Below are 26341 nucleotides of genomic sequence, written 5' to 3'. Positions count from 1 at the left end.
TCCAGTGACACTCCATCGCTGCCGTAGGGTCCGGCCGTGGACCTGCTCCGACATCTGCGGCACTTCGTGGTGGTCGCCCACGAGCTGCACTACGGGCGGGCGGCCGAGCTGCTCGGAATGGCCCAGCCGCCGTTGAGCCAGTCGATCCAGCGGTTGGAGCGGGAGCTGGCCGTCGAGCTGTTCGACCGTTCCCGCCGCCAGGTGCGGCTCACCACGGCCGGCGGTCTGCTGCTCGCCGAGGCCGAGGAGCTGCTCGCCGGCGAGGGTCGGCTGCGCAACCTCATGGGTCAGGTCCGCGCGGGCGAGCTGGGCGTCCTGCGCGCCGGGGTGCCGCCGGAGACGCCGGCGGTGACGCTGCGGGCGCTGCTGGACCAGCTCGCCACCCGCGCGCCCGGCCTCGACGTGGAGCTGCACGAGCTGACCACCGCCGAGCAGGTACGGATGCTCACCGAGCGGAGCCTCGACGTGGGGCTCGTACACCATCCGGTCGAGGCGGACGGGCTGCGCTTCGGCGCCCCGGTCGACGTACCCCTGGGGGTGTTGCTGCCGCGGACCTCGCCGCTGGCACGCCGACGGGAGGTGCCGCTTGCCGCGCTCGCCGGCCTGGACCTGGTGACCGCGCCCCGGGCCACCGCGCCGGGATGGCACGACCACCTGCTCGGGGTGTGTCGACAGCACGGGTGGCGGCCGGCACGGGTGCGGCCGGCGCGCAACCCGGAGTTCCTTTTCGGGTTGGTGCTGGCCGGCGGCGGCGTCGCCGTGGAGCCGGCGGCCCTGGCCCGCCGGGAACCACGGATCGCCTGGCGACCGCTCGCCGACGCGTCGCTGACCAGGCGCACGTCGGCGGCCTGGCCGCAGCGGTCGGCGCACCCGGCGGCGGCGATGGTCGGGCAGCTCGCCGCCGAGGTGTTGGCCGCCGCAGAGCCGGCGCCACCCACGTCGCCCTCGGTGCCGGCGGCACGGCCCTGGCCGGTGTTGTTCGACACGACCGGGTGAACCGGATCGCCGTTGCGTTCGTCACCCCGCTTTGGGCGGTGAATCGTCCACCTGCCCGGGTATGGATGACGGGTAACGAAGACGCGAAGGAGCCGCAGTGGCACTCACGATTCCTGACATCAGCCTGAACGACGGCACCACGATTCCGCAGCTCGGCTTCGGGGTGTTCCAGATCGAGCCGAAGGACACCGCCGCAGCGGTGACCACGGCGCTGGAGGTGGGCTACCGGCACATCGACACCGCCGAGATGTACGGCAACGAGGCCGAGGTCGGCGAGGCGATCCGCACGTCCGGCCTCGACCGCGGCTCGGTGTACGTGACCAGCAAGTTGAACAACGGCTTCCACCGCCCGGACGACGCCCGCAAGGCGTTCGACTCGACGCTGTCGGCCTTGAAGATGGACTACATCGACCTGTTCCTGATCCACTGGCCGCTGCCGACCCTGTACGACGGCGACTACGTCTCGACCTGGAAGGTGTTGGAGGAGTTCCAGCGCGACGGCCGCGCCCGGTCGATCGGCGTGTCGAACTTCCAGGTGTCGCACCTGCGGCGGCTGGCCGACGAGGCGAGCGTGGTGCCGGCGGTCAACCAGATCGAGGCGCACCCGTACTTCGGCAACGACGAGGTCCGCGCGTACGGCCGCGAGCACAACATCCTCACCGAGGCGTGGTCGCCGATCGCGCAGGGCAAGGTGCTGGACGACCCGACGGTGGTCGACATCGCCGAGCAGGTGGGCCGCACCCCGGCGCAGGTGGTGCTGCGGTGGCACGTGCAGCGCGGCGACATCATCTTCCCGAAGTCGACCACGCCGAGGCGGATCGAGGAGAACACCGGGATCTTCGACTTCGAGCTGGACGACACGGCGATGGAGCGGATCACCGGACTGGACAAGGGCGAGGCCGGGCGGCAGGGCCCGAACCCGGACACCTTCGCCTACGTGCCCCGCTGACCAGCGGACAGCGCTGCCCCGGGGTGCTGATTCCGGGGCAGCGCGCTGTTCGCGGGCGGGTCAGCTGTCGACACGCTCGGCGAGTCGGCGGAACACCGCCTGGGTCGGCGAGTCGGGCGTGGCGACGTAGACGATCAACCGCTGCTCGGTCTCCGGCACCAGCAGCACCCGACACTCGAACTCCAGCGACCCCAGCTCGGGATGCGCCACCCGTTTCACGACGGGACGGCGCTCCCCGACCTCGTGCTCGGCCCACAGTTGGGCGAAGCGCGGCGAGGTGCCGAGCAGTTCGGTGACCAGCTCGCGGATAGCCGGATCGGCCGGGTAGCGGCCGTAGGCGGCCCGCAGGTCCGCGACCGTGGTGTGCACGAACCGACGCGCGTCGGCATCGGACCAGTGCGCGTCGGTCATCGGCTGCCGGAAGGTCCAGCGGATCATGTTGCGCTCGGTGTGCGGCACGGCCGCGAGATCCCCCACGAAGTGCGTGGCAAGCCGGTTCCAGGCCAGCACGTGGTACGCGGCGTCGACGAGGTACGCCGGGGTCTCCGTCATGGCGTCGAGCAGGTGCCGCAGCCCGGGCGGCACCTCGCGGCTCGGGCCGACGGCCGAGGGCGGGTTCTCCCCGGCGATCCGGAACAGGTACTCCCGCTCGTCGCGGTTGAGCAGCAGCGCCCGCGCCAGAGCGGCGAGCACCTGCCGGGACGGGTGCGGGCCCCGGCCCTGCTCCAACCGGATGTAGTAGTCGATCGACATGCCGGCGAGCTGGGCGACCTCCTGCCGACGCAGCCCGGGCGTACGCCGCCGTACCCCGTCGGGGAGGCCGACCTCGGCGGGCCGCAGGCGGGCGCGGCGGGCGCGCAGGAACGCCGCCAGTTCGTCACGTCGCAGGCCCCTGCTCGTCATGCCCCCAGCATGCCGTCTGTCGGGTCGGCCAGGGTGGTACCGCCGGTCCCAGCCTCGCGGCGTCTCTCCCCACCGGCCGCTGTCGGGCACAGGCTCGACGGCATGACGAACATGATCGCCCTGGTCACCGGGGCCAACAAGGGAATCGGCCTCGCCACCGCCCGGCAGCTCGGCGCCCTCGGGATGACCGTGCTGCTGGGCGCGCGGGACGTCGAGCGGGGCCGCGCCGCGGAGCGGGAGCTGCGCGACGGCGGCGCGGACGCGGTGTTCGTGCCGCTGGACGTCACCGACCCGACGTCGGTGGCCGACGCCGCGAAATTCGTCGAAGCCGAGTACGACCGGCTCGACGTGCTGGTCAACAACGCCGGCATCGTGCTCGCCGACGGTACGCGGGGGCTGCCCAGCGAGACGACCGTGGCGACGATGCGCCGGCTGTACGAGACGAACGTCTTCGGCCCGGTGGCGGTCACCAACGCGCTGCTCCCCCTGCTGCGCCGGGCACCGGCGGCGCGGATCGTCAACGTCTCCAGCGAGGTCGGCTCGATCGCGGCGATGACCGACCCGGACGGCGCGCTGTTCGAGTTGACCTCCGTGCCGTACCCGTCGTCGAAGGCGGCGCTGAACATGCTCACCGCCATGTACGCCAAGGAACTCCGGGACACCCCGATCAAGGTGAACGCGGCGAACCCCGGCTACTGCGCCACCGACCTGAACGGCAACAGCGGCTTCCGTACGCCGGAGCAGGGCGCCGAGGTGAGCGTGCACCTGGCGACCCTGCCGGCGGACGGGCCGAGCGGACTGCTCTGGGGCTTCCAGATGGACGCCGGCGGCGGGTACGGCGTCCTCCCCTGGTGAGACGGACGCTTGACCTGGAGCGCGCTCCAGGTAGCAGGGTGGTCCTCGGGCGTCCACCGGCAGGACGCCCGGAAGGAGATCCCATGCGGTACCGCTCGATCGGCGCCGACCCGGCGACCCGGCGCGAGGTCAGCGTGCTCAGCCTCGGGGCCATGCTGTTCGGCAGCACCACCGACGAGGCCACCTCGTACGCGATCCTCGACCGGTACGTCGAGGCGGGCGGCACCTTCATCGACACGTCGGACAACTACGCGTTCTGGGTCGACGGCTCACAGGGCGGCCAGAGTGAGGAGCTGCTGGGGCGGTGGCGGCGCAGCCGGGGCATCGGCACCGAGATCGTCATCGCCACCAAGCTGGGCGCCCGCCCACTGGCCCCCGGCACCAGCTACCTGGACAACGCCGAGGGCCTGTCGGCGAAGGTCATCCGCGAGTCGGCGGAGCGCAGCCGTGACCGGCTCGGCGTGGAACGGCTGGACCTGCTCTACGCACACATCGAGGACCGGACGGTGCCGCTCGCGGAGACCGTGGAGGGCTTCGCCGAGCTGGTCGCCGAGGGGACGGTGGGCCTGTTGGGCGCGAGCAACCACCGCGCCTGGCGGGTGGAGCGGGCCCGCGCGCTCGCCGCGGCCGCCGGCCTCCCGGGGTACGAGGTGCTCCAGTACCGCCGCAGTTACCTGCTGAACCGCACCGACCTGGTGAGCGAGCTGGACCCGGACGGCGATCCGGGCGGCGTCGGCCCGGACCTGCTCAGCTACCTGCGCGCCGAGCCGAACCTGACCCTGGTGGCGTACTCGCCGCTGCTGAGGGGGGCGTACAGCCGGCCGGACGTGCCGCTGGGCGCCGCGTACGACCTGCCGAGCGCGCCCCGGCGACTGGCCGCCCTGCGGGAGGTCGCCGGGCAGACCGGCGCGACGGTGAACCAGGTGGTGCTCGCCTGGTTGCTGGGCGGCGACCTGCCGACGATTCCGCTGGTGGGCGCCTCCTCGGTGGCCCAGCTCGAGGAGAGCCTGGCCGCCGTGGAGCTGGAGTTGACCGCCGAGCAGCGGCACCGCCTCGACACCACCTGGTGACGTGCGACGGCCGTCCCGCCGACCTCACCCGTCGGCCGGCGGGGCGGTCAGGTCTAGCTGCCAGTCGTTGGCCCGCATCAGGTGTCCGGGCGGGTACTCGAAATTCGTCTCGCTCAGCAGCGTGAAGCCCGCCTTGCGGCAGACCGCGTTCGAGGCGGGGTTGTCGACGGACGGGTAGGCGTGCGCGTACCGCCGGTCCCGTCGGGCGCGCGCCACGTCGAGAGCCGCGCGCACCGCGGCGCTCGCCAGCCCTTTTCCCCGGTACGCGGGCAGCACCGCCCAGCCCAACTCGTACACCGGTTCGCCGCGCCACTCGCGCGCCCAGTAGCCGACGCTGCCCGCCCGCACCCCGTCCGGCAGCACCACGGTGAACATGCACCCCTGCCCGCCCTCGGCGAAGTGCACATACCGGTCGTGCCGGGCGAGCACCTGCTCGTCGGTCTCCGGGCCGCCGGTGTGTCGGCGGGTGTCCGGTGAGTTGAGCTGCCGCAGCAGGTCGAGATCATCCTCGTGCCACGGCTCGATGCGTACCTGCGTCATTCCGGCCCCCTCGTCGGCTCCAGTCAAGCCGGTCCCACCGACATTCCGTCCCGAAACGGCACTCGCTAGTTCCGATCTAGCGGACCGGCGGTCGCCACCTCGCGCCTGTAGGACGGCGGGGTCGTTGGTCACACCGACCACGACGTCGCCGGCCATCGGACGAGAGGTATGAATGATGAACAGACGCGCCACCGGCCTGGCCATCGAGGCCGAAGGGCTCACCCGCACGTTCGGGGAGACCCGGGCGCTGGCCGGCATGGACCTGCGGGTGCCCGCCGGCACCGTCTACGGCCTGCTCGGCCCGAACGGGGCGGGTAAGACCACGGCGGTCCGGGTGCTCGCGACGCTGCTGCGTCCCGACGGCGGCACGGCGCGGGTCTTCGGGCACGACGTGGTCACCGAGGCCGACAAGGTCCGCAGCCGGGTCAGCCTCACCGGCCAGTACGCCTCGGTCGACGAGGACCTCACCGGCACGGAGAACCTGGTGCTGCTGGCCCGCCTGCTGGGCCTGCGCAAGCCGGAAGCCCGCGACCGCGCGGCGGCGCTGCTGGCCGCGTTCGGTCTGACCGAGGCGAGCGACCGCCAGGTCAAGAAGTACTCGGGCGGCATGCGACGACGCATCGACATCGCCGCGAGCATCCTGAACACCCCGGACCTGCTCTTCCTCGACGAGCCGACGACGGGCCTCGACCCGCGCAGCCGCAACCAGGTGTGGGAGATCGTCCGCGCCGTGGTGTCGCACGGCACGACCGTGCTGCTGACCACGCAGTACCTCGACGAGGCCGACCAGCTCGCCGGGCGGATCGCGGTCGTCGACCACGGCCGGGTGATCGCGGAGGGCACGCCGGGCGAGCTGAAGTCGTCGGTCGGCTCCGGCACCGTCCACCTGCGACTACGCGATCCCGGCCAGCGGCCCCAGGCCGAGCAGGTGCTCCGGGAGGCGCTGAACGTGCCGGTGCAGCTCGCCGCCGATCCGGTGGCCTTGACCGCCCGCGTCGGCGAGGCCGGCACCGACCTGGACGCCAGCGCGCAGGCGGCTCGCGCGCTCGGTGACCTGGCGCGCGCCGGCATCGTCGTCGACGACTTCTCCCTCGGCCAGCCCAGCCTGGACGAGGTCTTCCTGGCCCTGACCGACCACCCGGCCGTGTCGGCCGACGAGCGCGACGACGAGCTGGAGGCAGCCCGATGAGTGACACGACCACGACCGCCGGCACCGCCGAGCGGGCGCCGTCGGTCTACGTACCGTCCGCCGAGGCGCTGGCGACCGTCCTCGCGCCCGGCACCCGACCGGCCCGGCCGAGCGCGTTGGGCGCGTCGCTCACCTTCGGCTGGCGGGCCCTGCTGAAGATCAAGCACGTGCCGGAGCAGCTCTTCGACGTGACCGCGTTCCCGATCATCATGGTGCTGATGTTCACGTACCTGTTCGGTGGCGCCCTCGCCGACAGCCCGCGTGACTACCTGCAGTTCTTCCTGCCCGGCATCATGGTGACCAGCGTCGTGATGATCACCATGTACACCGGGGTCGGCCTCAACACCGACATCGAGAAGGGCATCTTCGACCGCTTCCGGACGCTGCCCGTCTGGCGGCCCGCCGCGCTGGTCGGCATGATCTTCGGCGATGTGCTGCGCTACATCCTCGCCGCCCTGGTCATCCTCGGTGTCGGGCTGGCGCTCGGCTTCCGCCCCGCCGGCGGCGTCGCCGGGGTGGCCGCCGGGATCGGGTTGCTGGTGGTCTTCTCGTTCGCGTTCTCCTGGGTGTGGACGTTCTTCGGCCTGATCCTGCGCAGCGAGAAGTCGGTGATGGGGGTCAGCATGATGGTGCTGTTCCCGCTGACGTTCCTCAGCAACGTCTTCGTCGAGCCGAGCACCATGCCCGGCTGGCTCCAGGCGTTCGTGAAGGTCAACCCGGTGACGCAGCTGGTGGCCGCGGTACGTGCCGTCATGTCCGGCACCTCGGACGCGTCCGCCACCATGTGGCTCCTGGTGTGGAGCGCCGGCTTCGTCATCGTCTTCGGCACCCTAACGATGCACCGCTACAACCGCCGCTAACCCCACCCCCCACCCCGTCCCACCCCACCCCGTCCCACCCTGCCCTGCCCTGCCCCGTCCCGCCCTGCCCCGTCCCACCCCACCCCACCCCACCCCGTCGATCATGAAGTTGTGGTGGGCGACAAAGTCGCCAGAAGACCCCCAAACCGGGCACCACAACTTCATGATCGACGAGACCTGACGACGACTGCCCCGCGATCTTGCACATTCCGTGGCGACATAGGCCACGAGAGCGCCCAAATCCACCACCGAAAGTGCAAGATCGCCGAGGCGCCGGGGCGCGGGGAGGCGCGGGGCGCGGGGCGCGGGGCGCGGGGAGGCGCGGGGAGGCGCGGGGCGCGGGGCGCGGGGAGGGCGCGGAGGCGCGGGGCGCGGGGAGGGCGCGGGGGCGGGGGGAAGTGCGGGGCGGGGGTTAGAGGTGCCAGGGGAGGCGGGTTTGTGGGAGGTAGCGGCAGGTGGCGCCGGTGGAGACCGCCTCGCGCAGGTGGTCGGCCAGCGCGGGATGGTTGTCGTCGAGCTTGCGTAGGGTGTCGCGGATTCGCGCGGTGACCGTCTTGCGGGCCCGTTCGGCTTCGTCGCCCAGCCGTCGACTCCGACCAGCCAGCCCCACCGCAGAGCGCAATTCCTCGATCAACGCGCCGCGCTCGGCGTCCAGCGCGCCGACCTTCGCCGTGTCGCCACGTGCGGCGGCCCGGTCGATCTCGTCGTCGAGGCGGGTCAGGTGCCGCCGGTAGCGGGCCTTCGCCTCGTCGTCGAGGACCGGGTCGCCTCCCATCCGACGGGCGGCCACCAGCACCGGCCCAGCGGTCGGGTCGAGTAGTTCCACCGCCGGTACGTCGCTGCCGGGGCGGCCCAGCAGCAGATGCAGGTCGTGCAGGCCCTTGGCGTCGGGCAGGTGCGCCACCACTCCCGCGTACGCGAGCCGCCAGACCGGCCCGTCGCGCCGGAAGGCGTACCCCTCGATGGTCGGGTCGGCCGGCGTCACCTGACGCCGGCCCACGGCCTGGCCGCCCCCGACCACCTGGTCGCCCTCGCCTGCGTGGCCTCTCCCGCCGGCCTGGCCAGCGAGCGCGACATCGCCCAGCATGCTGCCCTCGGCCCGCCCAACGGCGGGCCACGCCGTGTCGGGGCCCGACACGGCGTGGCCCGACACGGCGTGGCCCGACACGGCGTGGCCCGACACGGCGTGGCCCGACACGGCGTGGCCCGACACGGCGTGGCCCGACACGGCGTGGCCCGACACGGCGTGAGCCAGCCCGCCTTGGCCCGGCTCGGCGTGGGCTGGTGCCGGATCGGCGAGCCGGAGGAGCACCTGCCTCATGCCGAGGGCGGCGGCGTCCCGGACGGTGGTGGCACGCAGCTGCGCAACCGTGGCGGTGTCGCCCGGCTGGTCGCGGCCGGCGAGGGCGTCCACCAGCCCGGCGCGGGCGATGAGTGACCAGGGTCGGGAGCCCATCCGGTCGGCGGCGTCGCGGGCCGCCGTGAATCCGGTGATCGCGTCGTCCCAACGCTCCTGCGCGGCGTCGACGACGGCGAGCCAGTGGTCGATGGGCCCGCTGATGTCGCAGCCGAACAGCCCCACCGCCCACTGCCCACGGTGTGGGATCAGCGCGGCCCGCGCGTCGTCGCAGCGCCGCGGATCACGGGACGCGGCGGCGGCCTGGGCGCGCAGCCGCAGCCACAGCGGCGACACCGGACGCGGGTAGTGGATGCCGGCCGCCTCGATGCCGGCGGTCAACCGCACCGCCTGCTCGTCGTCGCCACGCTCGGCCGCCGTGATGGCCGACAGCAGCTCCCGGTACGGGTAGTCGGTCGGCGCCCACTCGTGCAGCAGCGTGTCGATCTCGTCGAAGCGCCCCTGCAACAGCAGCCGGGCCCAGCGCAGGTGGTGACCCATGAAGGCGAACTCGGCGTGCCCCGGGTCGGACAGCTCGGCGATGATGGTGAACCGCTCGTCCGCCTCGGCGAAGTCGCCCCGGAACGCCGCGATGATCCCGCCGTCGACGGCCGCCGCCATCCGGGGACGGGCCAACTCGCCCTGCTGACCCACGGTGACGAAGGCGGTGAACTCCTCCATGAAGCGCGGGTCGCCCAGTTCGAGCAACGCCACCCAGCGCAGCGAGGTGGCCCACAGCTCGGTCTCCCGGTCGCCCGCGCGACGGGCCACGTCCCGGATCTCGGCGGTGAGCGCGGCCCGCGCCGCCGCGGTGCCCAGCCCCCAGGTGGTGTCGTGGCGGGCCCACAGGCTGAAGGTGAGCGCCTCGTCGTCGCGACCACGACGGGCGATGGTCTCCGTCGCGGTGATCAGGTCCGCCACCAGCGCGCCCGTCGACGCGGTGGGGGCGGGCTCGCCGATCAACCGCTGGTACGCCTCGCGCACCAGGTCCGTCGTGTCGACCGCGACAGTGGTGTCCACCTGACGGGCGCGGTGCACGGTGAGCGCGACGCGCGCCAGTGGCACCGGGTCGTCGAGCGTACGGGCGAGCGTCGCGGCTTCGGCCAGCAGGCGTGCGGCCTCGGATCGGCCGGCGTGGTGGTACTGCACCTCGCCGAAGTCGACGAGCAGGCGAATCCGCTGCGCGGGGTCCTCGACGATCTCCAGTGCGCGGCGGAAGTGCACCCCCGCCTCGTCGGCGGCGAGCCGGGCGAACGCGTCCCGCCCGGCGGCGACCAGCAGCTCGCCGGCCCGGGTCCGGTCCAGCGCGGCACCGGCCAGGTAGGCGTGGCGGGCCAGATCGGCTGGGATGAGCCGGTCGGTGAGCGCGGTCGGCGGATCCACCGCCCGGACCACCGCGGCGTGGCGGGCCTGCCGGTCGTCGGTGGTGAGCCCGTCGTACAGGGTCTCGCGGACCAGGTCGTGGGCGAAGGTGAACCGGCCACCACCCCGGGCGACCACGAGCCGGGCGGTCACCGCGTCGTCGAGCAGCCGGTCGACAGACGCCACCGGTACCGCCGCGCTGGCCGCCAGGACCTGCCGGTGGAACTCACGCCCCAGTACGGCGGCGACGGTCAGCGCCTCGACCACCGGGGCGGGCAGCCGGGCGAGCCGCTGTCGCACCGCTTCCCGTACGCCGGGCGGGATCGCGCCGGTGGTGCCGTCGGCGTGCCACAGCCGCGCGGTCTCCTCGACGAAGAACGGGTTACCGCCGGTGCGGCGGTGCACCTCGTCCGCCAGGTCGGGGTCGGGCTCCCGACCGGCGGTACGCGCCATCAGCGCGGCCACCTCGTCGCGGGCCAGGCCGGTGAGGGTGATCGTGGTGGCCTTGGCGACCAGGGGCAGCAGCAGCGGGCGCAGCGGGTGGTCGCCGGCCTCGACCTCGGCGTCGCGGTACGTGCCGATCAGCAACAGGCGTTCGAACCAGGTGTGCTGGGCGGCGAACCCCAGCAGCCGCAGCGAGGCCGGGTCGGCCCAGTGCAGGTCGTCGAGGACGACCACCACCGGCCGGTGCGCGGAGACGGCGACCAGCGCGGCGGTCACGGCGTCGTACAGGGCGAACGCCTCCCGGTCGGCCACGTCCTGGCCGTCGCGGGCCGACCACGCGGCGGTGAGGCCGGGAACGTCACCGGTGCCGGTCTCGCCCAGCAGGGCCGCGAGGGCCGGTTCGGCGGCCGGGCGGGCGAGCGCCCAGTCGTCGGCGGAACGCCGTAGGGAGCGCAACACCTGCACCCACGGCCAGTAGCCGGGAGCGCTGTCGGAGTCCCAGCAGGCCGCGCCGAGCACGAGCGCGCCACCTCGGCGGGCTTCCCGCGCCGCCGACGTGACGAGGGTGGTCTTGCCGATGCCCGGCTCACCGGTGACCAGGACGAGACCGCCGTGGCTGGTGGCGGCCCGGTCCAGCTCGGCGCGCAGCAAACCCGCGGGGTGATCCCGCCCGATGATGGCGTCGCCGGCCCGCGCGTCCATGGTTCCCAGACGGTACTGGACCCCACCGACGCTGAGCGTCGAGATTTGACAGTGCCATAGCTAGCGGTTATCTATTAGCGGTCTATCTCAAGGAGCGTGCCGGAGTGCAGGACGTGGTGCTGGCCATGCTGGCCAAGGAGCCGGCGCACGGGTACGAGCTGCGCAACCGGATGCGCGGCGCGCTCGGCTCTCTCGGCGAGACGATGAACGCGGGGCAGATCTACGTGACGCTGGCCCGGTTGGCGAAGGCCGGCCTGGTCACCTCCGAGCGGGCCGACGGCCTGCCGGATCGGCCGGATCGCCGGGTCTACGCGTTGACGCCCGCCGGACAGCAGCGGGTCGCCGGCTGGCTGATCGAGGTGAGCTGGCCGAAGCCGGACCTCGCGGAGTTTCACCTGAAGCTGGTGGCCGCTGCGGCTGCCCGGCTTGCCGATCCGGTCGCGTTGGTGGACGCCCAGCGGCGCGAGGTGCTGCGCAGGCTGCGCGACGCCCAACGGGCGGCGTTGGAGCGGTCGGTGGATCCGGTCGCCGGATTGCTGCTGGAGGGCGTCGTGTTGCGGCTGCGGGCTGACCTGGACTGGCTGGAGGCGTGCGAGCGCATGTGGACCGAGCGCGGTCGCGCGGAACGGAAGGCGGGGGCATGAACGGGTCGTTGGCGCTGCGGGCACGCGGGCTGAGCAGGTGGTACGGCTGGGACAACGCGCTGGTCCGCGCGGTCGACGAGGTGGACCTGGACGTGCCCGCCGGCCAGGCGGTGGCGATCATGGGCCCCAGCGGATGCGGCAAGTCGACCCTGCTGCACCTGCTCGGCGGCCTCCAGCGTCCCACCGACGGCGAGGTGTGGCTGGCCGACCACCGGATCGACACGATGAGCGAGCGCGCCCTGGCGCGGCTGCGGCGCGACCACATCGGTCTCGTCTTCCAGTCCTTCCACCTCATGGACGAACTCACCGCCGTGGAGAACGTCGAGATGGCCGCGCTGCTGGCCGGTCGGTCGCCCGGCCGCGCCCGCCGACGCGCCCTGCACCTGCTCGACCAGGTGGGGCTGGCCGACCGCGCCACGCACCTGCCCTCGGCGCTGTCCGGCGGTCAGCGTCAACGCGTCGCCATCGCCCGCGCGTTGAGCAACGAGCCGCAGGTCGTGTTGGCCGACGAACCCACCGGCAACCTCGACAGCGCCGCGACCCTGGAGGTGCTGCGGCTCTTCGAGGACCTGCGCAGCGCCGGGCAGGCCCTCGTGGTGGTCACGCACGACGCCCGCATCGCGGCGGTCGCCGACCGGGTGATCTCCATGCGTGATGGGGCGTTCGCCGACGACAGCATGCTCGCCGGCGTCCACGGCGGGGTGCGCTGACGTGGCGGGCCGCCTGCTGCTCGTGTGGCGACTGCTGGTGCGGGACCTGCGTCGGCACCGGACAGAGACCGTGCTGCTGCTGGTCGCCATCACCGCGGCGACCGCGACACTCACCCTCGGCCTCACACTCAACGAACTCGTGACCCGCCCGTACGAGCGGACCCGGGACGCCACCGCAGGCCCGGACCTCGTGGTGGAGACGGGTTTCCCCGGTCCGCGGGCCCTGGACGCGCTCGCGCCACTGACCACCCTGCCCGGCGTCACCGACCACAGCGGACCGTATCCATTGGCCTTCCTGGCGCTGACCGCCCGCGACACAACCGTCCGGGTCATCGTCGAGGGCCGCGACGGCACGCCGGCCGCGGTCAACCGACCGGCCGTGACCGACGGCACCTGGGTACGCCCCGACGGCGTGGTCGTCGAGCGCACCTTCGCCGACGCGCTCGGCATACACCTCGGCGAGACGGTCAGCGTCGGCGGCCACCCCCTGCACGTGACCGGATTCGCGGTGACCGCCGCCCGGCCGGTGTACCCGCAGGTCCACTGGCACCTGCCGGGCTCGAACCTGGTGGAGAAGGGCGGCCTGGTCTGGGTCGATCGTCGTGACATCGCCACCATCGCCGGGGACCAGCCGCTGTCGTACACGCTGAACCTCAAACTGGCCGACCCGGAGGTCGGCGCCGGCGTCGTCGACCCCTCGGGCAGCAATCCCTACTACCGCGGCTGGAGCTTCCGCTCGGCGCGGGACATCGCCGACAGCAGTGGTCGCCAGAACGGCCAGGCCGAGACGGCCCTGGTGGTCGGCAGTTGGCTGCTGACCGGCCTCGCGGTGATCGGCGTCGCGGGTATCGTCGCGGGCCGCGTCATCGCCCGCCGCCGCCGGGTGGGGCTGCTCAAGGCCGTCGGCGCCGGGCCCGCCGTGATCGCCGCCGTCCACCTGGCCGAATACCTCGTGATCGGGCTCGCGGCCGCCGGGGCCGGCCTGGCCGCCGGCTGGGTCGCGGCACCTCTGCTGTTCCGCACCAGCGCCGGATTCGTCGGCGTCGGCGTCATGAGCCCGCCGCTGCGCGTGGTGATCGCCAGCACCGCGCTCGCCCTCTCGATCGCCGTCGCGGCGACCCTGGCACCGGTGCTCCGCGCCGCCGTCACCACCACCGTGCACGCGTTGGCCGACGCGCCCACGCCACCGCGCCGTCGACGCTGGGCCATCTGGCTGTCGCGCCGGCTGCCCACCGCCCTCCTGATCGGCGTACGCATCAACGCGCGGCGGGCACACCGCGCCCGGCTCGTCACCGTGAACACCCTGATCACCACGGCCGCCCTGGCCGCCGTCCTCACGATCCTGGCGCAGGACGACGATCCGCTGAATCTCGGCTACGCGGAACTCCCCGACCCCCGCAACGAACGAACCCTCCAGGCCATGCTGATCGTCGCCGGGATGGCCTGTTTCCTCGCGCTGCTCAACACCATCGTGAGCACGTGGACGGCGGTCCTCGACACCCGGCAACCGCTGGCGGTCGCCCGCGCGCTCGGCGCGACCCCCGCCCAGACCGGCTTGGGCCTGGCCGTGGCACAACTCCTCCCCGCCGTGCCCGGCGTCGCGCTCGGGATCCCGTTAGGCATCGGCCTCTACCTGTTCTTCGATGGCGAGCGATACCCACCCGCTGCCTGGACGCTCACCACGGCGTTCGGAGTACTTTTCGCGGTCGCCATGGTCACCGCCATTCCCGCCGTCGCCGCGGCACGCCGCCCGGTCGCGGACACCATCCGGTCCGCGGGGTGACCTGACCACGGCCGATGGCCGGTCACCACCTGACGCTGATTCCAGTCACGCTGCTGCGGCCACCCCTATTAGTCCTCATCCTTCCCTATCAGGGTAGGATGAGGAACGATGACGGAAGACATGTACTCGGTTGAACAGGTCGCCGACCGGCTCGGCCTGCATGTGCGAACGGTGCGCGGCTACATCCGCTCCGGCCGGCTGCGCGCCGTCCGGATCGGCAAGCAGTATCGGATCGCCGCCAGCGATCTCGACGCGCTCACCGGACGGCCGCCCGCCGCCGTCGTGGCCGGGCACGCCGAGGTGTCGAGCATCGTGCAGATCGACGGTGTCGACCGGGCCGCCGCCGACCGGCTCGGCACGCTCGTGCTCGCCAGCGCCAACACCGGGCACGACCCGACCCGGCCACTGCGCGTGCAGACCATCTACGACGACCAGCGACACCGTCTGAAGATCATCATCATCGGTGATCCCGCCGGCACCGCCGAATTGCTCCACCTGCTCGACGCCGTCCTCACCGCCGACAACGGCCTGCTCGACCGGGAGGTCCCCGATGCCTGACGAGATGCAGCAGCGCGCCGGAGTGCCGGTGCTGGTCTGCGACCCGGCCGGGCCGCCGATCGCCACCGAGCAGGACGCGCTGGACCTGATCGGCGCGGCCTTCCTCGGCGCCCAGGTGGTGGCCGTGCCGGCCCACCGGCTCGACGACCGTTTCTTCTCGCTCGGCACCCGCTTCGCCGGTGACGTGATGCAGAAGTTCGTCAACTACCGGCTGCGGCTCGCCGTGGTCGGCGACATCTCGACGCAACTCGCGGGAAGTTCGGCGCTGCGCGCTCTCGTACACGAGTCGAACCGGGGCGAGCAGATCTGGTTCGTGCCGGACCTCGACGCCCTCGACGATCGACTGCGCGCCGCCCGATAGCCAGCTCACCGGTCGGGCCGGACCGCCATCTCCACCGCGTCCGGCTCCACCCCCCTGACCCGAGCCGCCTCGGCCGCCCAGCGCAGGTAGGCGAGCCACTCCTCGGACGACCACCCGTTGCGGCGGCCGACACCCGCCTCGGCGGGGAGTTGGCCGGCCACCACACGGTCGAGGATCAATGACGCTATGGCCGAGCCACACCGACGACAGCCCGCTGACGCCATATCGGGGGAACGAACACGGCCGATGGCCGCCCCTGGCTTCGGGACGGCCACCGCACGTCGGCGTTACGGCGTGGCGCAGATGGCGTACGCCGTGTCGGACCAGTTGCCGGCGAAGGCGTCCTCCTCGTACGCGCCGGACGCGGCGGACGTCGGGGCGGTCGCGGGGCCGCCGTTGGGACGGAAGTCGTCAACGATGCCCTCGCCGGTCACACCGTTCAGTTCGTAGCCGGCACCGGTCAGCACCTTCCCAACCGGGCAGGTCGCCGTGACGCTGCGGAAGTCGGCCGAGGTGCTGGCACCCACCGTGGAGGCACGCACCAGGCCCGCGAGGGGGTTGGCGCAAATCGCGTACGCGGTAGCGGACCAGTTCAGGGCCGTGGCGTCCGACTCGTACGCGCCGACGGTGACCGCTGTGGGTGCCGTGGCGACACCGCCGTTGGGGCGGAAGTCGTCGACGACACCTTCGCCGGTGACGCCGTTCAATTCATAACCGGTGCCGGTAAGCACCTTCCCGACCGGGCACGTCGCCGTGACGCTGCGGTAGTCGGCCGAGTTGCTGACGCCGGCCGTGGTGACCCGGACCAGGCCGGGCAGCGGGTTGGCGCAGATCGCGTACGCCGTCACCGACCAGTTCCCCGCGAACGCCTCGGTCTCGTAGGCGCCCACGGTGACCGCTGTCGGTGCCGTGGCGACACCGCCGTTGGGGCGCAGGTCGTCGACGACACCTTCGCCGGTGACGCCGTTGAGTTCGTAGCCGGTGCCGGTCAGCACCTTGCCGGCCGGGCACGTCGCGGTGACGCTGTGGAAGTCGGCCGAGTCGCTGACGCTTGTCGCGGCGACCCGCACCAGGCCGGGGACCGCGGCGGACGCCGGGCTCGCCGGGGCGAGCACCGCCCCGGTCGCGAGAAGAATGAGCACGGGTACGGACGCGCGAGCGTCGAACCGGCGGGTCGTGTTCTGAGTACGCATGTGTTTCTCCCGTCTGAGGCCGGACGGGGCGGCAGTGCGACGCCGACGTCGAGGCCGTTCGTGATGACGGGTTCACGCTAGGTAGCCACCTGACCAGGCATTATCTCCAAGCCGACTACGTCGCGTAACGGACCATGAGGGGTGCCCTCTGCCGCGCTGACGTGCGGTGAGGACGCCCCTCGATCACGGACGCGGCCGGTGTGGCCGGCCAGTGGTCACCAGATCCGCACCTCGTACACCCTTACCGTGCGGCCGAAGTCCACTCCGTACCACTTGTCGACAGTGCTCGTGTGGTACTGGCCGCCGGCCTCGTAGTTGACAGTCACCTTGTTGTTGCCCGAGGTGTAGTGGTGGACGCCGCCGATGTTCACGGCCGTGACGCCCCGACTGGCGAAGCACCTGGCCATGCCGACGGTGCCGAGCGTGATGTCGAGCTTGAGGAAGTCCGTCCGGGTGCCACAGCTGACCGAGTTGATGGCGAGGGCGGGGCTGGCCGGGAGCGCGATGGTCAGGGCGAGGCCCGCCACCGCACCGAGGGCGATCTTCTTGACGCGCGTCTTCATCTACGCGGGGTCCTTTCTGTTCCGGTGGGAGTGGTGTCGTGCGCGCCACCACTACGCCCGGGACGACCCGGCGGTTCACCTCCGAGGGAGACATTTATTGGTTTTGATGAATGGCGGTTACCATTCGGCCATGCCCGCTCGCCGCGTCACCGCCGCCATCGCCCTTGCCGCGCTGGCGAGCCTGCTCGCCGTCGGCGCGGCCCGTGCCGACGGCCCGGCCATCAGCACCCCCGGCACTCCGACCGTGATCGCCAACGAGCCGCATCGGCTCACGCTCAGCTGGGCGCCCTCCGCCTGGGTCGAGCCCGGGGCGGAGCAGCCGATCAACTACGAGGTGCAGGTGCCGCTGGGGCCCAACACGTACCGTTTCCTCGGCTCCACCACGGACACCACGATCACTCTCACCGACCTGGCACCCGGCACGACGTACCGGATCGCGGTTGCCGCCCGCGCGCTCGGCGGCTACTCCGACACCTCGCTCACGACGACCGTGCGCACCGCCAGCGGTCGCGCGACGGTCAGCTACCTCAACCTCGACTGGTCACCGACGAACAACCAGATCCAGCACCTCCTGAAGGTCACCAACACCGGCACCGCGCCGCTGGACCTGAGCACGGTGCGGGTGCGCTACCACCTGCGCTTCGAGGGCGGCAACACCTCGCTGGTGCCGAACTGCGACTGGGCCGCGCTGGGTTGCCAAAGGATCCGGCAGACCGTGCAGTTCTTCGTCCCCCCAGGCGGGCCGGCCGGGCTCTCGACGCCGGCGCCGCCCAATCCCCAGCCGGGCACTGCCGTCCCCGGCTGGGTGGAGCTGACCTTCACCGACGGTACGCTCGCGCCGGGCCAGTCGACCGGGCCGATCCAGCTGCGGCACCACCGGCACAGTTGGAGTGACATCGACGAGCGCGACGACCCGAGCTGGCTCGCCGCCACCGGGCAGTGGACCGAGAACGGGCGGATCACGCTCGACGTCGACGGGGTACGCGAGTTCGGCGACACGAACACCTGACACGCGCGGGAGGCCTGTCCGCAGGCGGCGCCGGTCGGCCCCGACCTGACGGGCCTGATGCCTGTGCGTCATCTTGATGACTCACCGGCATCACCCACTCAGGGACCACACGGCCCGGCCGAAGCTCTGGGGCATGTGGACCCCGGCGTTCGGTATGCCGAGGGCCAGCAGCCGCGCCCGGGCGTCGGCCACCATCGCGGGTGGGCCGCAGACGTAGATGTCCTGGCCGGGCCGGTGATGGTCGAGGGCGATGGTCAGGGCGTCGCCCTGCTCGTCCGGCTCGGCGCAGGGGTCGTCGGAGAGGGCCGGCACGATCGTCAGCCAGTCGTGGGCGCACTGAAGCTTGTCGAGGGCGACCGCGTCGTACAGGTCGGTGAACGTACGCGCGCCGACGACAAGCGTCACCCGCCGACCGTCCGGTGCGGCGGCGACCTGCTCCACCAGGGCGCGCAGCGGCGCCAACCCGGTACCACCGGCGACGAGCAGCAGATCGTTGGTGCCCGCCGGGTCGAGACTCAGCCCGGTGTCGACGGGTGGGCCGAGCCAGAGCAGCTCACCGGGGCGTACCCGATGAACCAGGCGGTGGGAGACGGTGCCGGCGGGTACGGCGCGGACGTGCAGCTCGACGGTGCCGTCTGCGCGTGGGGCGTTGGCCGGCGACAGCCAGCGCCAGTGCCCCGGCAGACGCGGCGTGCAGACCGGCACGGCGTGACCTGGCTGCAACGGCAGTCGCCGCAAGGGACGTACCGTCAGGATGGCGATGTCGGGCGACGGCCGATCGTGCCCGATCACCTCGACGTGCCACCAGGCCCGGCCGTCGCCAGCGAGGGCGGCGGCGCGGCGGATGGCCTGCGTGGCGCGGCACAGGGCGCGCTCGGCGACGACGGTGAGCTGCGGCGTCCACACCGGCTGGGCATGGCGGGCCACTGTCGCGAGCAACGCGTCGCCGATGGTGCTGGCGTGCGGGAGCAGGTCGAGGTGACGGTACGCGTGGCCGAGCACCTGGAGCAGCGCCGCCCGATTCGCCGGGTCGTCGCCGCCGACCAGGAGGCGGCCCAGCGCGGTGAAGAACAGCGGCGCGTCGCGGTGTGGGAGCAGCCCGGTACGGCGGTCTTCGACCGTGCACCAGAAGTCGGCGGCGGCCCGCACGTCGACCGACTCCCAGGCGGCGGCCAGGCTCACGCGGGCCGGGTGGTCGTCGTCGATCACGGTGGGCATACCGGCTCCAATTCGTTGAATCGTGGGCTGGCACCGGGGCGGGAGGAGCTGCGCCGTTGAGGGCCGGCGCAGTTCCGGTGCCGAACACCCGCCCCGGGCCATGCGTCGACTGTCGCGCCTGACCAGGCACAACGGCATGTCACGGTGATCGTCAACGGCATACACGATCGGTATGCGCTCCACGCTCCGACCCTCGAATCGGGCAGACTGCGGGCATGACGGAACACCCGGTGCTGTACCTGGTCGTCTGCGCCGCGGGTCCGGCGGAAAATGTCGACGAGCTGGTCGACCTCCTGATCGCCGACGGCTGGCGGGTCTGCATGATCGTCAGCCCGACCGCCGCGCCATGGCTCGATCGAGCGGCGTTACAAGAAAAAACCGGCTATCTGGTACGCGTGGAGTGGCGGATGCCCGGCGACCCCGAGCCCCACCCGCCCGCCGATGTGGTGGTGGCCGCCCCGGTCACGTTCAACACGGTGACCAAGTGGGCGTTGGGCATCAACGACACGTTGGCGCTCGGCGTCCTCAACGAGTCGCTGGGCGCGGGGCTGCCGATCATCGCGTTCCCGCACACCAAGGAGGAGTTGGCCGCGCATCCCGCCTATGCGGGTCACCTGGCGGTCCTGCGCGCTGCCGGCGTGAGGATGGCGGACGGAAAGCCGCTGAACTCGGTGAACGGGCCGGGACGTTGGGGCGTGGTCGTCGAGGCGCTGCGGGCGGTACGCCCGTCCTGAACGGTCGCCGCTTATTGGGCGGTCCATTGGCGATATGCGTCGCGCGTATACCAGTGCTCCACGCAGCGTGTTCAATGGATAGGCTCGATGAGGCGAGACGGACGGAGCCGCCGGTGACACACGCGAACTGCCCTCGGTGCGGCGGACGACTGGCCCGGGACAACGACACCGGACGGTGCACGCCGTGCCAGGCCGCCGAGCGGGACCGGCTCAGCGCGCCGCCGGTGGTACCGGCGAGCTTCTGGGACCACCAGCCGGTGCGACTCGCACTGGCCGAGCGGCATCTGGGGCGGGTGATCCGGGCGTACCGCTGCCATCCGTACCACGGGCGGGTCGCGTTGCCGCAGAGCGTGGTGGCGGGGTGGCTGGGGATCACGCAGGCGCAGTTGAGTCGGGTGGAGAACGGCCCGCCGCTCGTGCATCTGGACAGGCTGGCGCACTGGGCGAAGCTTCTCGGGATACCGGCCTCCTGCCTCTGGTTCGCCCTCCCTGGTCAGACTCAGCGGTCGGTCGAGCGACCCGAACTTGCTCGCGCCTCAACCAATCCACACTGTGCTGGGCCAGACGAGGGTCGGCGGGCTCTGTTGGCCGGTATCGCCGCTGTCGCTGCGGGCGCGGGCCTGCTCGGCAGCAACGAATTTGTCCAGCCTCGACGGATCGGCACGGCGGATATCGCGAGGCTGAACGCCGTGCTGGAGCTGTACCGGTCGGTGGACCGCGAAACTGGGGGTGGGCTGCTGTATGGGGAGGTGGCCCGGTTCGCCGAATCGGTATACCGGATGCTTGATTGGTCGCACCCGGCCGAAGTCACACCATCCCTCATCGCAGCGGTGGCGACAGCCCGGCAACTGGCCGGCTGGACCGCGCTCGACGCTGGGCGACACGGCGACGCGCAGCGGCATTTCGTCGCCGGTGAGCGGGCCGCATTAACTGCTGATAACGCCCCTCTGGTCGCGATGATTCGGTACGCGCAGGCCAAGCAGCTCCAACACCTACGGCACAACCGGGATGCCCTCGCGACACTGCAACTCACCTACGCGCAGCTCGGATCGCATGCCACACCAGCGGCCAAAGCCCTGCTCTGGGGCGCTCAGGCGGCCTCGGTCGCGGCGCTCGGAGACCATCAGACCGCCTTGAGAACCCTCGGCAAGGCGAGCGACCAATTCGACCGCATCGACAAGGAGCGTGAGCCGGCCTGGATGGGCTTCTACGACCGCGGCGAGTTGCTTGCCCAGTACGGGCGGGTGTACCGGGACATGGCACGGAGAGACCGTAGGCACGCGTCGGAGGCGGTGCGCTGGGGCAGGGATTCCATCGCGGCCTTTGGCGCGGGGAACGTGCGCAGCGCCGTGCTCAATGAGGTCGGACTGTGCAGCGCACTGTTCCTGGCCGATGAGCCCAAACAGGCGCTCGCCGTCGGGGCGCGCGTGCTGAAGCAGGCACAGGCGATGAGCTCACAACGGGTACTCGATCGGGTGGTGAACCTGCGTCGCGATCTCGTTCGACACCGGGAGCTTCCGGAGGTGGCCGCGTTCGAGCGGGTGGTCGCCGCCAGGGCTGCGCTGGCCGCATGAGCGGGCGGTTCTCCGAGGAGGCAATGACGGCGGCAATGCGAAACATCGCCGCTGCCCTTGGCGTTTCTGCCGATTCTGCACAATTGCTGCAATTGACCAACAACGCCGTGTTCGCGTTGCCCCGATCCGGAATCGTCATCCGGATCGCGCGAACCCACCAGCTCCTTGACCGGGTGACCAAGGTAGTCCAGCTTGGGCATTGGTTTGCTCGGATCGACGCACCGACGATCCGGCTCGCGCCCGATGTCGAGCAGCCCATGCGAGTCGGCGAATTCGTCGCCTCAATCTGGTCCTACGTTCAGCCGTCGCCATTTGCTCCGACGGTGGAGGACCTCGGCCTTGCGTTGCGCGAGTTCCATGCTCTGGACCCGACGCCCATCGCACTCCCGGCTTGGGATCCTGTCGGCGACGCCCGACGACGCCTGGCCGACGCCGAATGTCTCGATCCGCACGACCGCGACTTTCTCGTGAAGTGGTGCGATCGTTTGGAGCCGCAACTGGTTGCGCTCAACGACCGGGAAGGGCCGAAGCTCGTCCACGGAGATGCGCATGTCGGCAACCTGCTGCGGGAGACATCGGGCCGGACGGTGATGTGTGACTTCGATGCCACCTGCATTGGGCCGTGGCAGGTTGACCTGGCAGCGGTGGCGGTAGGCGAGGCGCGGTTCGGAGGCACAGGCCTCCACGAAGGGTTGGCCGCCGCATATGGATACGACGTGACCTCGGACCAGTCATGGCCAGTCTTGCGAGAAGCCCGTGAGCTGAAGATGATCGCTGCCGCAGCACCACTCATTGGCAACTCGCCCGAGGTGGCGGGCGAGTTCGCGGACCGCCTCCAATCAGTGCGAGACGGTGAAACCCAAGCCCGTTGGAAGCCATTCGCCGATCTCACTTCAAGCCGTGGTCAAACGCGTCTGTCGACGAGCCGACACACGTAAAGAGACATGAACCAGGGGCGGTCTCGAAGCGCTACGACCGATTAGATTGCCTGAATGACGGATCTTGAGCGGGGTGTGTACGAGCACCTGATCACCCGTGAGCTGGCTGATCGCCTCCAGCACGTCGACCCCGCCCTTATCCAGCACCACAACCTCGACCCAGCTGACGCGCATACCGCCCTCGCCCGGCACATCGCCACCCTGGCCGCCCGAGCCCTCCAGTCCGTCCCCAACGGTGACGACAAGCTCCACCACCAGATCGCAATGGCGAACCAGATAGCTGACGCCATCACCACCCTGAGCCCCAAGGCTGCAACGGAACAGGACCAGGTCACCGACGCCAAGCACCTGCTCCACGCCATCGCCGCCCCGCCCACACCACCGGCGCTACCAGCATTCCCGCAGCGCCCCACCACTCCCCTCTCCACCGGAGCGCTGCTGGTCAACGGCCGTCACCAGCCCCGCATCGGCCACGAGGTCAACCACGAGATGGCATCGGCCGAGAGCGTCGATCTGCTCTGCGCGTTCATCAAGTGGTACGGCCTGCGCATCGTTGAGCCAGCGATTCGCGACCTGATCGACCGAGGCGGCAAGGTCCGGGTCATCACCACCACCTACCTCGGCGCGACCGATCAGCGAGCGCTCGACCGGCTCAAGCAGCTGGGCGCCGAGGTCAAGGTGTCCTACGAGACGCGAACCACCCGCCTGCACGCCAAGGCTTGGCTGTTCCGCCGCAAGAACGGCACCACCACCGCGTACGTCGGCTCGTCGAACCTGTCGAAGACCGCGTTGGTGGACGGCGTCGAGTGGAACGTGCGCATCTCGAACATGGAGCAGCCGCACGTCATCGACACGTTCACGGCGACGTTCGAGGACTACTGGAACGACCCGGCGTTCGAGGCGTACGACGCGGCCAGGGACGCCGAGCGGCTTCGGCATGCGTTGAGCGGGGAACGCCGTGACCAGGCACCCACCGAGATCTCGAACCTGGACGTGCGCCCGTACCCGTACCAGGCAGAGATCCTTGCCGACCTGGACGCCGAGCGTCTGGTGCACGGGCGTTGGCGCAATCTGGTGGTGATGGCGACGGGCACCGGCAAGACCGTCGTCGCTGCCCTGGACTACCGCCGGCTGCACAGGGCGAAGCGAGCGGACTCGCTGCTCTTCGTCGCGCATCAGGAGCAGATTCTGCGGCAGAGCCTGTCCACGTTCCGGCAGGTCATGGGCGACGGCAGCTTCGGCGAGACACTTGTCGCGGGCGAGAAGCCGAACGGTTGGAAGCACGTCTTCGCCTCCATCCAGTCGCTGCACCGGCGGGAGGTCGATCCCGAGGCGTACGACATGGTGATCGTGGACGAGTTCCACCACGCTGAAGCGCCCACGTACACCCGGCTTTTGGAGCGGCTGCGTCCCCGCGTACTCCTCGGACTGACCGCGACCCCCGACCGGGCCGACGGCGGCGACGTGCGCCGGTGGTTCGACGGGCGCGCGGCCGTTGAGCTGCATCTGTGGGACGCGTTGGAGCGGCAGTTGTTGGCGCCGTTCCAGTATTTCGGGCTGCACGACGACGTCGATCTGTCGCAGGTCACCTGGAAACGCGGCCAGGGTTACGACCTTGCCGAACTCACCACCCTCTACACCGCCGACCATGCCCGGGCACGGCTGGTGCTGCACGCGGTCCGCGACAAGGTGGACGTCGGGCGGATGCGGGCACTCGGGTTCTGCGTGAGCATCAGGCACGCCGAGTTCATGGCCGACTGGTTCAACCAGCACGGTGTGGCGTCGGCGGCCGTAACGTCCCGGCCCGGCACCGACCGGGCGGGGCTGCTGCGGGACTTCAAGGCCGGCAAGCTGCGGGTGCTCTTCACCGTGGACCTGTTCAACGAGGGCGTCGACCTGCCGATGGTCGACACGATCCTCATGCTCCGGCCCACCGAGAGCGCCACGATCTTCCTGCAGCAGCTCGGCCGTGGTCTGCGTCTTGACGACGACAAGCCCTGCCTGACCGTGCTCGACTTCATCGGCGGCCAGAACGCCAACTTCCGCTTCGACCTGCGCTGGCGTGCGCTGACCGGGGTGAGTCGACGGGCCATCACCGAGGCGGTCCGAGACGATTTCCCGAGCCTGCCGAGTGGTTGCCACGTCGAGCTGGACCGGGTGGCCAAGGAGAAGGTGCTCGCCAACCTGAAGTCGGCGTTGCCCACCTCCAAGGCTGGGTTGGTGTCCGAGCTGCGGCACCTGGGGGACGTCAGCCTGGCCACGTTCCTGCGGGAGACCGGCCTGGAGATCGAGGACGTGTACCGGTCGGCCAGCCTCGGTGGCTGGACCGGTCTGCGTCGCCTCGCCGGCATCGAGACGTCCGCGCCCGGCGAAGACGACCGCGAGCTGGGCCGCGCCATCGGTCGCATGCTGCACACCGACGGCACCGACCGGCTCGAACTGCTGACCCAGGTCGCGGCCGGACCGCCCGCGCCAGGTCAGCAGGTGTACGCGGGCAGCAGCCGCCTGCTCGACATGCTGCACTTCAGTCTCTGGGGGCCTTCCGCGCCCCTCGCCATGCGCGAAGAGCGGCTGGCACGACTGTGGAAGGAGCCGGCACGCTGCGCCGAGCTACAACAGGTCGCAGAAGTGCTGCGGGACCGCATCCACCGGGTCACGCCCGCGCTCGCCGCGGGGGCGGTGCCGCTGCGGGTGCACGCCCGGTACAGCCGCAACGAGGCGTGCGCCGCCTTCGGAATGCCCAATCCGGGCTCCCTGCGCGAGGGGGTGAAGTGGCTACCGGACGCCCAGGCCGACCTGTTCTTCGTCACCCTCGTCAAGTCTGAAGCGCACTACTCCCCCACCACCATGTACGCCGACCGCGCCATCACCGACACGCTGTTCCAGTGGGAGTCGCAGAGCACCACCTCGGCGGCCTCGGCGACCGGACAGCGCTACACGTCTGGCACCTCGGCCGTGCACCTGTTCGTACGGGAGACCCGGGTCGCCGACCGCGACCTGGGAGCACCGCCGTACCTCTACGCCGGCACCATGACGTACGAGTCGCACACCGGTGACCGGCCGATGCGGATTCTCTGGCGACTCCGTCACGCCCTACCCGCCGACGTCTACGCCGCTGCCCGAGCAATCGCGGCATAACCTGTTGAACCAAGCGAGAGGCGACCCTCTCGCCTAGCATGCCGCTGCTCCGCATGCGTTTGATGATCACGCGTTAGGTTACGGAGATGGAGCAGCGGATCAGTCTGATCACCCTCGGCGTCTCGGACCTGGCGCGCGCCAAGGCCTTCTATGAGCACCTCGGCTGGCGTGGCCAGGAGGTCGAGGGGACGGTCTTCTTCCAGGCCGGCGGCCTGGCCCTCGTCCTGTGGAGCCGCGACAAGCTGGCCGCCGACGCGGGCGTGCCCAACCCGGACACCGGCGGTTTCGGCGGGATCTCCCTGGCCCAGAACGTGCGCTCACGGGCCGAGGTCGACGAGGTGATCGCGACCGCCGCCGAGGCCGGTGCCGAGGTGACCCAGCCGGCGCGGGAGACGTTCTACGGCGGGTACGCCGGTTACTTCAGCGATCCGGACGGCCACGTCTGGGAGATCGCCTGGAATCCCGGCTTCACGTTGGGCCCGGACGGCACCCTCACCCTCCCCGACTTCGGTACCGCGACCTGACCTCGACCGTGAGATCTTGGACAGTTTCCGTTAGCTGCTGACGGAAACTGTCCAAGATCTCGATCGGCATCGTCGAGTCGAGCCAAGGCCCTGCGCACGGCACACACGGCACGGCGATCACGCGGCGC

General features: G+C 71.3%; 24 protein-coding genes. 17 read left to right on the top strand and 7 right to left on the bottom strand.

Translation table 11 applies throughout. From position 1 onward, the window contains the following. Positions 1 to 36: 36 nt before the first annotated feature. Both ACQP0N_RS05900 and ACQP0N_RS05895 read left to right on the top strand, forming a co-directional pair. Positions 37 to 996, top strand: a complete 960-nt coding sequence (locus tag ACQP0N_RS05900; RefSeq protein WP_433118197.1) for a LysR family transcriptional regulator — start codon at positions 37 to 39, stop codon at positions 994 to 996. A gap of 97 nt (positions 997 to 1093) precedes the next feature. Then, on the top strand, positions 1094 to 1945 hold the full coding sequence (locus tag ACQP0N_RS05895) for an aldo/keto reductase (RefSeq protein ID WP_433118195.1): 852 nt from the start codon (positions 1094 to 1096) through the stop codon (positions 1943 to 1945). A gap of 60 nt (positions 1946 to 2005) precedes the next feature. Here ACQP0N_RS05895 and ACQP0N_RS05890 read toward each other — a convergent pair whose 3' ends face one another. After that, a complete protein-coding gene (locus ACQP0N_RS05890) occupies positions 2006 to 2848 on the bottom strand; it encodes a helix-turn-helix transcriptional regulator (RefSeq protein WP_433118193.1) in 843 nt (280 codons plus the stop codon). Between the two features lie 102 nt (positions 2849 to 2950). Between ACQP0N_RS05890 and ACQP0N_RS05885 the strand changes: the two genes are divergently transcribed. Both ACQP0N_RS05885 and ACQP0N_RS05880 read left to right on the top strand, forming a co-directional pair. Next, on the top strand, positions 2951 to 3703 hold the full coding sequence (locus tag ACQP0N_RS05885) for an SDR family oxidoreductase (RefSeq protein WP_433118191.1): 753 nt from the start codon (positions 2951 to 2953) through the stop codon (positions 3701 to 3703). Positions 3704 to 3786: 83 nt separating this feature from the next. Next, complete coding sequence (locus tag ACQP0N_RS05880) at positions 3787 to 4773, top strand: aldo/keto reductase (RefSeq protein ID WP_433118189.1); 987 nt, start codon at positions 3787 to 3789, stop codon at positions 4771 to 4773. 24 nt (positions 4774 to 4797) lie between these two features. On the opposite strand, the gene ACQP0N_RS05875 is transcribed toward ACQP0N_RS05880, so the two are convergent. Then, a complete protein-coding gene (locus ACQP0N_RS05875) occupies positions 4798 to 5313 on the bottom strand; it encodes a GNAT family N-acetyltransferase (RefSeq protein ID WP_433118187.1) in 516 nt (171 codons plus the stop codon). A 175-nt stretch (positions 5314 to 5488) separates the two neighbouring features. Between ACQP0N_RS05875 and ACQP0N_RS05870 the strand changes: the two genes are divergently transcribed. Beyond that, positions 5489 to 6502 carry an ATP-binding cassette domain-containing protein gene (locus ACQP0N_RS05870; protein ID WP_363661175.1) on the top strand — a complete coding sequence of 338 codons (1014 nt, stop codon included), beginning with the start codon at positions 5489 to 5491 and terminating at the stop codon, positions 6500 to 6502. Further along, on the top strand, positions 6499 to 7362 hold the full coding sequence (locus ACQP0N_RS05865; protein ID WP_433118185.1) for an ABC transporter permease: 864 nt from the start codon (positions 6499 to 6501) through the stop codon (positions 7360 to 7362). The genes ACQP0N_RS05870 and ACQP0N_RS05865 overlap by 4 nt, the downstream gene beginning before the upstream one ends. A 412-nt stretch (positions 7363 to 7774) precedes the next feature. On the opposite strand, the gene ACQP0N_RS05860 is transcribed toward ACQP0N_RS05865, so the two are convergent. Continuing rightward, positions 7775 to 11266, bottom strand: a complete 3492-nt coding sequence (locus tag ACQP0N_RS05860) for an ATP-binding protein (protein WP_433118183.1) — start codon at positions 11264 to 11266, stop codon at positions 7775 to 7777. A 104-nt stretch (positions 11267 to 11370) separates the two neighbouring features. On the opposite strand from ACQP0N_RS05860, the gene ACQP0N_RS05855 reads away from it, so the two are divergent. The 5 genes from ACQP0N_RS05855 (at position 11371) to ACQP0N_RS05835 (ending at position 15322) form a co-directional block, all read left to right on the top strand. After that, on the top strand, positions 11371 to 11910 hold the full coding sequence (locus tag ACQP0N_RS05855; protein WP_433118181.1) for a PadR family transcriptional regulator: 540 nt from the start codon (positions 11371 to 11373) through the stop codon (positions 11908 to 11910). Next, entirely contained in the window at positions 11907 to 12620 is a 714-nt protein-coding gene (locus tag ACQP0N_RS05850; protein ID WP_433118179.1) for an ABC transporter ATP-binding protein, read from the top strand. Before ACQP0N_RS05855 ends, ACQP0N_RS05850 begins: the two co-directional genes overlap by 4 nt. 1 nt (position 12621) lies before the next feature. Continuing rightward, on the top strand, positions 12622 to 14403 hold the full coding sequence (locus ACQP0N_RS05845; protein WP_433118177.1) for an FtsX-like permease family protein: 1782 nt from the start codon (positions 12622 to 12624) through the stop codon (positions 14401 to 14403). 108 nt (positions 14404 to 14511) lie between these two features. Next, complete coding sequence (locus ACQP0N_RS05840) at positions 14512 to 14961, top strand: helix-turn-helix domain-containing protein (RefSeq protein ID WP_433118175.1); 450 nt, start codon at positions 14512 to 14514, stop codon at positions 14959 to 14961. Continuing rightward, positions 14954 to 15322: a DUF4180 domain-containing protein gene (locus tag ACQP0N_RS05835; RefSeq protein ID WP_355051942.1), complete on the top strand. Its 369-nt coding sequence runs from the start codon at positions 14954 to 14956 to the stop codon at positions 15320 to 15322. The genes ACQP0N_RS05840 and ACQP0N_RS05835 overlap by 8 nt, the downstream gene beginning before the upstream one ends. A gap of 5 nt (positions 15323 to 15327) precedes the next feature. On the opposite strand, the gene ACQP0N_RS05830 is transcribed toward ACQP0N_RS05835, so the two are convergent. The 3 genes from ACQP0N_RS05830 to ACQP0N_RS05820 form a co-directional block, all read right to left on the bottom strand. Continuing rightward, positions 15328 to 15501, bottom strand: coding sequence for a hypothetical protein (locus ACQP0N_RS05830; protein ID WP_433118173.1), 174 nt, complete (start codon positions 15499 to 15501; stop codon positions 15328 to 15330). A gap of 108 nt (positions 15502 to 15609) precedes the next feature. Continuing rightward, positions 15610 to 16515: a hypothetical protein gene (locus tag ACQP0N_RS05825; protein ID WP_433118171.1), complete on the bottom strand. Its 906-nt coding sequence runs from the start codon at positions 16513 to 16515 to the stop codon at positions 15610 to 15612. Positions 16516 to 16730: 215 nt separating this feature from the next. Beyond that, complete coding sequence (locus tag ACQP0N_RS05820) at positions 16731 to 17078, bottom strand: beta/gamma crystallin domain-containing protein (RefSeq protein WP_433118169.1); 348 nt, start codon at positions 17076 to 17078, stop codon at positions 16731 to 16733. A 130-nt stretch (positions 17079 to 17208) separates the two neighbouring features. Here ACQP0N_RS05820 and ACQP0N_RS05815 point away from each other — a divergent pair, with 130 nt between their 5' ends. Next, on the top strand, positions 17209 to 18087 hold the full coding sequence (locus ACQP0N_RS05815; protein WP_433118167.1) for a cellulose binding domain-containing protein: 879 nt from the start codon (positions 17209 to 17211) through the stop codon (positions 18085 to 18087). A gap of 90 nt (positions 18088 to 18177) precedes the next feature. Here the strand turns inward: ACQP0N_RS05815 and ACQP0N_RS05810 are convergent, their stop codons facing one another. Then, positions 18178 to 19305, bottom strand: coding sequence for an FAD-binding oxidoreductase (locus ACQP0N_RS05810; protein ID WP_433118165.1), 1128 nt, complete (start codon positions 19303 to 19305; stop codon positions 18178 to 18180). A gap of 215 nt (positions 19306 to 19520) precedes the next feature. Here ACQP0N_RS05810 and ACQP0N_RS05805 point away from each other — a divergent pair, with 215 nt between their 5' ends. From ACQP0N_RS05805 to ACQP0N_RS05785, 5 genes are all read left to right on the top strand, one after another. Beyond that, positions 19521 to 20039, top strand: a complete 519-nt coding sequence (locus ACQP0N_RS05805; protein ID WP_433118163.1) for a flavoprotein — start codon at positions 19521 to 19523, stop codon at positions 20037 to 20039. A gap of 257 nt (positions 20040 to 20296) precedes the next feature. After that, positions 20297 to 21613, top strand: a complete 1317-nt coding sequence (locus tag ACQP0N_RS05800; RefSeq protein WP_433118160.1) for a helix-turn-helix domain-containing protein — start codon at positions 20297 to 20299, stop codon at positions 21611 to 21613. Continuing rightward, positions 21610 to 22551 carry an aminoglycoside phosphotransferase family protein gene (locus tag ACQP0N_RS05795; protein ID WP_433118158.1) on the top strand — a complete coding sequence of 314 codons (942 nt, stop codon included), beginning with the start codon at positions 21610 to 21612 and terminating at the stop codon, positions 22549 to 22551. The genes ACQP0N_RS05800 and ACQP0N_RS05795 overlap by 4 nt, the downstream gene beginning before the upstream one ends. Before the next feature lie 54 nt (positions 22552 to 22605). Further along, positions 22606 to 25689, top strand: a complete 3084-nt coding sequence (locus ACQP0N_RS05790) for a DUF3427 domain-containing protein (protein WP_433118156.1) — start codon at positions 22606 to 22608, stop codon at positions 25687 to 25689. Positions 25690 to 25775: 86 nt separating this feature from the next. Then, positions 25776 to 26213: a VOC family protein gene (locus ACQP0N_RS05785; RefSeq protein ID WP_433118154.1), complete on the top strand. Its 438-nt coding sequence runs from the start codon at positions 25776 to 25778 to the stop codon at positions 26211 to 26213. Positions 26214 to 26341: the final 128 nt, after the last annotated feature.

The sequence above is a fragment of the Micromonospora sp. CA-246542 genome (assembly GCF_050942905.1).
GTDB lineage: Bacteria > Actinomycetota > Actinomycetes > Mycobacteriales > Micromonosporaceae > Micromonospora.
This window is presented reverse-complemented; position numbering and strand designations above follow the sequence as displayed.